This is a genomic window from Actinotalea ferrariae CF5-4 (assembly GCF_000603945.1).
GTDB lineage: Bacteria > Actinomycetota > Actinomycetes > Actinomycetales > Cellulomonadaceae > Actinotalea > Actinotalea ferrariae.
Genome location: NZ_AXCW01000191.1, coordinates 1 through 8,041 on the forward strand (window position 1 = coordinate 1; position 8,041 = coordinate 8,041).

General features: G+C 76.8%; 5 protein-coding genes and 2 pseudogenes. 5 read left to right on the forward strand and 2 right to left on the reverse strand.

Annotated elements, in window-relative coordinates; translation table 11 throughout:
- Positions 1-112: 112 nt before the first annotated feature.
- Together N866_RS22785 and N866_RS22790 are read left to right on the forward strand one after the other, a co-directional pair.
- Positions 113-1,057: pseudogene (locus tag N866_RS22785) on the forward strand (FtsK/SpoIIIE domain-containing protein); the annotation flags it as partial.
- Positions 1,058-2,225: 1,168 nt separating this feature from the next.
- Positions 2,226-3,092, forward strand: a pseudogene (locus tag N866_RS22790) (pentapeptide repeat-containing protein); the annotation flags it as partial.
- Between the two features lie 624 nt (positions 3,093-3,716).
- Here the strand turns inward: N866_RS22790 and N866_RS14050 are convergent.
- Positions 3,717-4,151, reverse strand: a complete 435-nt coding sequence (locus N866_RS14050; protein WP_155855380.1) for a hypothetical protein — start codon at positions 4,149-4,151, stop codon at positions 3,717-3,719.
- A gap of 227 nt (positions 4,152-4,378) precedes the next feature.
- Between N866_RS14050 and N866_RS14055 the strand changes: the two genes are divergently transcribed.
- Positions 4,379-4,627, forward strand: coding sequence for a WhiB family transcriptional regulator (locus N866_RS14055; RefSeq protein ID WP_034227434.1), 249 nt, complete (start codon positions 4,379-4,381; stop codon positions 4,625-4,627).
- 129 nt (positions 4,628-4,756) lie between these two features.
- Here N866_RS14055 and N866_RS14060 read toward each other — a convergent pair whose 3' ends face one another.
- Entirely contained in the window at positions 4,757-6,241 is a 1,485-nt protein-coding gene (locus N866_RS14060) for a sensor histidine kinase (protein WP_052023076.1), read from the reverse strand.
- 103 nt (positions 6,242-6,344) lie between these two features.
- Here N866_RS14060 and N866_RS14065 point away from each other — a divergent pair, with 103 nt between their 5' ends.
- Both N866_RS14065 and N866_RS14070 read left to right on the forward strand, forming a co-directional pair.
- Complete coding sequence (locus N866_RS14065; RefSeq protein WP_034227436.1) at positions 6,345-6,848, forward strand: DUF2505 domain-containing protein; 504 nt, start codon at positions 6,345-6,347, stop codon at positions 6,846-6,848.
- A 3-nt stretch (positions 6,849-6,851) separates the two neighbouring features.
- On the forward strand, positions 6,852-7,931 hold the full coding sequence (locus N866_RS14070; RefSeq protein ID WP_052023077.1) for a LacI family DNA-binding transcriptional regulator: 1,080 nt from the start codon (positions 6,852-6,854) through the stop codon (positions 7,929-7,931).
- Positions 7,932-8,041: the final 110 nt, after the last annotated feature.

Genomic DNA, 8,041 nt, shown 5'->3' on the forward strand with positions numbered 1-8,041 from the left:
GCCGGCACCCGTCCCCGGCCGGGTCGAGTCGAGCCCGTGGTGGCCGTTCGCCGCGGACGGCGGCCTGGCGGTCGTCGGTCCTGGGGACCGCGCGGCGGGCGTGGTGCGGGCGATGCTGGCCGACGCCCTCGCCGACGCCACCCTGCCGCTCGCGGTCCTGCAGCCGGCCGGCTCGTCGTGGGGGTGGCTGCGGTGGACCGGGAGGCGACTGGCCGGCCGCAGCGGGAGCCGGGTCGCCCGGACGTCCGCACAGGCGGAGGAGGTGCTCGCGGGCTGCACGGGGCGCGTCCTCGTGCTGGACGCCCACGGCGCCTCCCGGCGTCCCGCGCTCCACCGCTGGTGGGTCCGGGCCAGGGCCGCACCGGCCGGCCTGCTCCTGCTGGAGGACCTGACATCCGACCTGCCCGTCTGGTGCCCGTGGGTGCTCGAGGTACGCGAGGTCGGCGTGGACGGGCAGAGCGGGGACGGCGGGGCCGGTCCGGAGGGTCCGGGCGCCGTCCTCCACGGGCCCGACGGGTCGGCCGTCCCCGTGCTCGCGGCCGGCGTGACCGAGGCCTGGGCGGAGCAGCACGCCCGCCGCTGCGCCGCCCTGCCGGTGCTCCCCCACCCCGACGACGCCCCGCTCGGGGCGGACGGCGCCTCCCCCGACGGCCGGGTCGGTGACCGCCCGGATCCCGTGCCGGTCCGGGTCTCGCTCGAGGACCTGGGCCTCCCGACGACGCGGGGCGCCGTCCTGCGCACGTGGTCCGCGCCCCGGGACCGACGGCGTCTGGACCTCCTCCTCGGTGCCGACGAGCGGGGGTCCGCGCGTGCCGACCTGGTCGCCGAGGGGCCGCACGTCCTCGTCGCCGGCACGACGGGGGCGGGCAAGTCGGAGCTGCTGCAGACCCTGCTGCTGAGCCTGGCCCTGACGCACCCTCCCGCCGAGGTCGCGATGGTGCTCCTGGACTACAAGGGAGGAGCGGGGTTCGGTCGCACGCGGGACCTGCCGCACGTCGCGGGGATGGTCACCGACCTGGATCCGGTGCGGGCCGCTCGCGCGCTGGAGGGTCTGCGGACCGAGCTGCGCCGCCGGGAGGCACTCCTCGCCGCGGCCGACGTCACGGACGTCGCCGAGCTCCCGCAGGCGCCCCCGAGGCTCCTCGTCGTCGTCGACGAGTTCCGGGCCCTCGTGGAGGACCTGCCCGAGTTCGTGCCCGCCCTGGTCCGGACCGCGACGCAGGGCCGATCGCTGGGCGTGCACCTGGTGCTCGCGACCCAGCGGCCCTCGGGGGTCGTGGACGCCCAGCTGCGGGCGAACCTCCCCCTGCGGGTGTGCCTGCGGGTCACCGACCCCGCGGACTCCCTCGACGTCGTCGACGTGCCCGACGCCGCCGGCATCTCCGCCCGGACCCCGGGGCGCGCCGTCGTCAGCCGTCCGGGAGGGACCGCCGAGGTGCTCCAGACCGCGTGGGCCGCGCTGCCGGGCACCGCCAGGGCGCCCGCCACGGCAGCGGTGCGACCGGGAGACCCGTGGGCGACGTGGTCGCCCTGGCGGCACCCCGACGCCCCGATCGACACCCCGACCCACGGGACACCGTCCCCCGACGTCGTCGACCACCTGGTCCGGGAGGTGGATGCCGCCCACCGGCGGACGGGGCGCCCGGCGCCGGTCGCGCCGTGGCTGCCGGCGCTGCCGGAGCGCCTGGCGGCGGCGGACCTCCCCGGGCTCGAGGGCCTGGGCCTGGGCGGACTCGAACCGGAGGGGTTCGAGCCGGAGGTGTTCGAGCCGGAGGACCTGGCGCAGCACGCCGGGACCCCCGCCGAGAGCACGCCCGGTCCGCCGCCTCCTCCGTTCGCGGTGCGGGACCTGCCCGACCTGCGTCGTCGCGACGCGGTCCACTGGGACCGCCGCGGCCACCTCGCCGTGGTGGGTGGACCCGGGTCGGGGCGGACGACCGCGCTGCGCACCCTGGCGGCCGGTGCCCTCGCCACCGGGGCCGAGGTGCACGTCCTCACGGCCGGCTCCGAGGCGGACTGGCGCGGGCTCGACCGGCACCCGGGCATGGGGACCGTCGTCGGGCCGCACGACCCGGCACGGGCGCTCAGCCTGGTGGACGGGCTGCTCGCCGGAGGTGGAGCTCAGAGGGCAGCCGGCCCGGCGCACGGCCCGGTAGGTCTCGTGCCGGTCGGTCTTCCGCCGGTCGGTCTTCCGCCGGTCGGTCTTCCGCCGGTCGGTCTTCCGCCGGTCGGTCTTCCGCCGGTCGGTCTTCCGCCGGTCGGTCTTCCGCCGGTCGGTCTTCCGCCGGTCGGTCTTCCGCCGGTCGGTCTTCCGCCGGTCGGTCTTCCGCCGGTCGGTCTTCCGCCGGTCGGTCTTCCGCCGGTCGGTCTTCCGCCGGTCGGTCTTCCGCCGGTCGGTCTTCCGCCGGTCGGTCTTCCGCCGGTCGGTCTTCCGCCGGTCGGTCTTCCGCCGGTCGGTCTTCCGCCGGTCGGTCTTCCGCCGGTCGGTCTTCCGCCGGTCGGTCTTCCGCCGGTCGGTCTTCCGCCGGTCGGTCTTTCGCCGGCCGGTCGTGCCGGCGTCGCGGGGGCGCGGACCGTGCTCTGCCTCGACGACGTCGCCGGCCTGGTGCGGTCCTGGGACCTGCTCCCCCGTGCGCCCGGCGCCGACGTGCTCGACCGGCTCGTCCGCGAGGCGCGGGCCTGCGGGGTCGCGCTCGCGGCGACCGCCCTGCCCGCCGACGCGCACCGGCTGCTCCGGCACGCCTCCGAACGGGTGCTGCTGCGCGTGGACGACGTCCACGACGCGCTCGCGCTGGGCGTCCCGCGGACGCTGTGGGACGGGGCGACTCCCCCCGGCCGTGGTGTCCACGTGCCCGCCGCCGCGGGGACGCCCCGCGCGTGCCAGGTCGTCCTCCCGCCGGAGGAGCCATCCGTGCCCGGAGCACCCGGGTCATCACGTCCGAGGCGGCCCCTCCCCGGCGGCCCGGTACGGCTCGTGGCGCTCCCCGACTCGGTGCGGCTGGCCGACCTCGACACCGGTCACCACCCGCACCGGGACCGGGCCCTGCTGGGCGTCGGGGGCGACGACGCGGGCCCGGTCCTGCTGCCGGTGACGCCCGCCGTCCTCGTCGTCGGCCCCGCGCGGTCCGGACGGACCACCACCCTGCGCACCCTCGCGCACGGCCTGCGCCGGCAGGGTCGCCCCGTGCACACCGACCCCGCGCGGGTCCTGGCCCTGGTCGACGCGGCGGCCACCGGCGGGCCCGGGTTCGCCGGCGGCACCAGCGGTGCCCCGGGGCCCGTCGTCGTGGTCGACGACGTCGAGCTGCTGCTGCGCCGGCGGCCCGGCGCGGAGGAGGTGCTCGTCGCCTGGGTCGAGGCGGCCGAGGAAGGGCGGGCGGACCTGCCCCTGCTGGTCACCGCGGCGCGCACCGACAGGGCCGCGGCCGCCTACCGCGGGCTGCTCGCCGCCCTGCGCGGGTCCGCGACCCTCGTCGTCCTCGCACCGGGCACCCCCGGTTCGGCCGAGCTCGCAGGCACCGACCTCACCCCTGCCCTGGACCCGCTGCACCCCGCTCGACCGGGCCGGGCGGCCCTCGTGACCGCCGGACGGGTGGCGCGGGTCCAGGTCGCGACCCCGTGAGGGACGCGCACCGTCCGCGACCCCGTGAGGGCCGCGCACCCGTCCGCGACCCCGTGCGACGGCAGACCCCGGGGTCCGCCCGCAGGTCCGGCCCTCAGCGGGGAACGGTGTGGGCCACCACCGGACGGGTCAGGAGCAGCACGAACACGACCGCCGAGAGGACGAGCACCGCCCACGCCACGGGCGACCCCGTCGCCTGGAGGACGGCGAGGGCCGTGGCGCCCTGGAGCAGCTGCCACGTCGCGACGGGGGCCCGCCCCGTGCGTCGCCCCTCCCACAGCGCGCGCGCCGATCCGACGAGGACGGCCGCCACGGCCAGGCCGAACACCACGAGGAACAGGACGACGCCGACGGCGTTCTGTCGTCCCGTCACCAGCTGCACGACACCCCACCCCGTGAGAGCCACGAGCGCGACCGCCTCGAGGACGGCCGCGGCAGCGACGACGACCACGCTCCGGGGCGGGGCCGCCGCGGAGGCGGGCGAGTCGGGCGAGGCGGGACGGTCGCGGTCCGGGACTCTGCTGCTCACTCCCCGAGCCTATGCGTCCGGGATTCCCCGATCTGTGGCACGATGTGGCAACCGGCGCTGTGACCTACGCCTCATGACACCCTGCGGAAACCTCGGCGTAACCCCTTGTGTGCTCGCCGTGGCCGTGTGAGGCTTCTCCTAGTCATAGGACGTTCTGCACGACATCCCATCTGCGGCACCACCCCCATCGGGGTCGGTCTCGCCGCGCGCCCCGAGGAGTGGAACCCATGGATTGGCGCCACCGCGCTGCCTGCCTCGACGAGGACCCGGAGCTGTTCTTCCCGATCGGCAACACCGGTCCGGCTCTGGTCCAGATCGAGGAGGCCAAGGCTGTCTGCCGTCGCTGCCCCGTCGTGGACACGTGCCTCAAGTGGGCGCTGGAGTCCGGACAGGACGCCGGAGTCTGGGGTGGCCTGTCGGAGGACGAGCGCCGCGCGCTCAAGCGCCGCACCGCCCGGGCCCGCCGCGCCGGCTGACCCCTCTCGCACCGCACGCGACCCCGTCCCTCCTCGGAGGGGCGGGGTCGCGTCATGTCCCGGCGCACAGAGCCCGGTGGGACCCTCCGCGGGCCGGCTCGAGCCCGCGCCCGGTCAGCCCCGCCCGGCTCAGCCCGGCGGGCGTCGGTCGCGGAGGTCGAGGTCGATCACGACCTGGGTCCCGCCGTCCTCCCGGGCTGACCAGTCGATGGTGCCCCGCAGCTCGTTGCGCACGAGTGTCCCGACGATCTGCGTCCCCAGCCCGGACATCGCGCTCTTCGGACCGGTCGGGTCCGAGCCCATCCCGACGCCGTCGTCCGTGACGATCGCCCGCAGGTGCGCGCCGCTGCGCTCCGCGATGATCTCGACGGTCCCCCGCTCCCGGCCGACGAAACCGTGCTCCACCGCGTTCGTCACCAGCTCGGTGAGGATGAGCGCGAGCGCGGTCGCGTCCTCCGCCGGCACCATCCCGAACGAGCCGATCCGCAGCGTCCGGACGCTCGCGCCGGCCGAGGCGACGTCGGCCGCCAGGCGCAGGCTGCGGTCCACGAGGGCGTCGAAGTCGACCGTCTCGTCCAGCGTCTGCGAGAGGGTCTCGTGCACCAGCGAGATGGTCGTGACCCGGCGCATCGCCTCCTCGAGCGCCGCGCGGGCCTCCGGCGACTCCATCCGCCGTGCCTGCAGGCGCAGCAGGGCCGCGACGGTCTGGAGGTTGTTCTTCACCCGGTGGTGGATCTCGCGGATCGTGGCGTCCTTGGTGATGAGCTCGCGCTCCCGCCGCCGCAGCTCCGAGACGTCGCGGCAGACCAGCACGGCGCCGATGCGCTGACCGTGCTCGGTGAGCGGGACCGCGCGCAGCGACAGGCACACGCCGCGCGACTCCAGGTCCGTGCGCCACGGCGCCCGCCCCATGACGACCACCGGCAGCGACTCGTCCGCGGACGAGCGGTCCTCGAGGAGCTCGGTCGTCACCTCGGCCAGCGACCGCCCCACCAGCGACCCGATGACGCCGAACCGGTGGAAGGCCGACAGCGCGTTCGGGCTCGCGTAGAGCACCTCGCCCTCGGAGTTGAGCCGGATCAGACCGTCGCCGACACGGGGCGCGCCCCGGCGGGGGCCCGTCGGGGCGTTCGGTGAGGGGAACTCACCCCGGGAGATCATCGCGACCAGGTCGTCGGCGGCCTCGACGTAGTTCAGCTCCAGCCGGCTGGGCGTCCGGGCACCACCGAGGTTCGTCTGCCGGGCGACGACGGCGATCGCCCGCCCGCCGTGCACGACCGGCACGGCCTCCTCACGGACGGCGTAGGTGCCGAACCACCGCGGCTCGCGCGAGCGCTGGATGGTCGTCTCGGTCAGCGCCTTCTCCAGCTGGGCTCGCTGCCCGTCCGGGGGCGCGCTGCCGACGACGTCGTCGTAGTGCACCGTGGCGCCCGTGGACGGGCGGGCCTGCGCGATGGCGACCCACGCGCCCTCCCGGGTCGGCAGCCAGAGCACCAGGTCCGCGAAGGCCAGGTCGGAGATGAGCTGCCAGTCGCCGACGAGCAGGTGGAGCCACTCGATGTCGGCAGGCGACAGGTCGGCATGGCGCGGGACGAGGTCGCTCAGCGTGGACACGTCCTGCAGCCTAGGAGACGGTGGACGGACCGCCCTCCGGTCCCGCCCCGGGCGGCACCCGCTGTTGTTAGCCTCAGCAGACGACCAGCCCACGGAGGAACCGGTGCACCTGACCGCCCAGGTCCGTTACGACGCCGACGTCCGTCGCGTCGGGGCCCTCCTCGCCGACGAGGCGTTCGTCCAGGCCAAGGTCCGGGCGACCGGCGCCCTGAGCCACCAGGTCGACGTCGTGGGCCGGCCCGAGGAGGCCTTCACCGTCACCACGCGGCGGCAGATGCCCACCGACGCCGTGCCCGCGCAGTTCCGCGCGCTGCTCGGCGGGGGGCTCGAGGTCCGCCAGGTCGAGGCCTGGGAGGCGCCGGAGCCGGACGGGCGGCACGGCACCGTCGTCGTCGAGATCACCGGCGTGCCCGTGCGGCTCAGCGGCACCACCCGCCTCCTCGCGAACGAGGACGGGTCCACCACCCAGCTGTACGACGGCGAGCTGAGGGCCACGATCCCGCTCTTCGGCGGGGCGGTCGAGGACGCGACGGCGGGTGCGATCCGCTCCGCGATCGACGCCGAGGAGCGCACGGCGGCCACCTGGCTCGCCGAGCAGCAGGGCTGAGGGGTGCCGGAGGACACGCTCCCCCCGGTCGGGCCCGGCGACGCGCCCGCAGCGGTCACCCCGCCCGGGCCCGCGCTCGCGCCGACGCTCGAGGACGTCGCCGCGCGCGCGGGGGTCTCGCGGTCCACCGCCTCCCGCGCGATCAACGGCGGCCTGAAGGTGAGCCCCGACGCGCAGGCGGCGGTGGACGCCGCCGTCGTCGCGCTGCGCTACACCCCGAACCGGGCCGCCCGGTCGCTGGTGACCCGCCGGACCGACGCGGTCGCGCTCGTCGTCCCCGAGCCGGACCAGCTCGTCCTCACCGACCCGTACTTCGCGGCGACCGTGCAGGGGCTGAGCGCGGCCCTCGAGCCGACCGACATCCAGCTCGTGCTGCTCATCGCCCGGCGCGGCGGCGACGACGGGCGCACCACGCGGTACCTGCGCAACCGCAACGTGGACGGCGCCGTCGTCGTCTCCCACCACCGCGACGACGCGATCGTCCCGCTCCTGGCCGACGCCGGGCTGCCGTGCGTGTTCGTGGGCCGCCCGTTCGGCGCGGCCGACGGGCTGACCTTCGTCGACGTGGACAACCGGGACGGCGGGCGCCGCGCCACCGAGCACCTGCTCGCGGCCGGGTGCCGCCGCATCGGTACGGTCGCCGGGCCCGCGGACATGGCGGCCGGGCTGGACCGGCTCGAGGGCTGGAAGGACGCGCTCCGCGCGGCAGGGCTGCCCCCTGTGGCCGCCGAGCACGGCGACTTCACGGCGGCCGGCGGTGCGGAGGCCACCGAGCGCCTGCTCCGTGAGCACCCCGACCTCGACGGCCTCTTCGTCGCCTCGGACCTCATGGCGACCGGGGCGTTGCGCGTCCTGCAGCGCCGCGGTCGCGCGGTCCCGGAGGACGTGCGTCTGGTCGGCTTCGACGACCTCGGGGTGGCCGAGTCGGCCGAGCCGGCCCTGACGACGGTCGCCAGCCCGGTCGTGCGGATGAGCCAGGTCGCGGGCGAGCTGCTGCTCTGCCGGATCGGGGCGCTGCCGCGGCACCGGGAGCCCCAGGAGCGGCTGTTCGGCACGCGGCTCGTCGTCCGCGAGTCGGCCTGAGCGGCCCCGCCCGAGCGATGGCGAACGACCGGTGACGACCGACGGCGGCCCCGGGGGCCGTGGGGCGCCGGACGGCCGGCGGTCCCCCGAGGAGGCGCCCGACGGCCCGC

Bases quoted from the DNA above. Each gene is read 5' to 3' on its own strand.
- N866_RS14055 (WP_034227434.1), top strand. From the start codon at position 4,379: ATGGATTGGCGCCACCGCGCTGCCTGCCTCGACGAGGACCCGGAGCTG.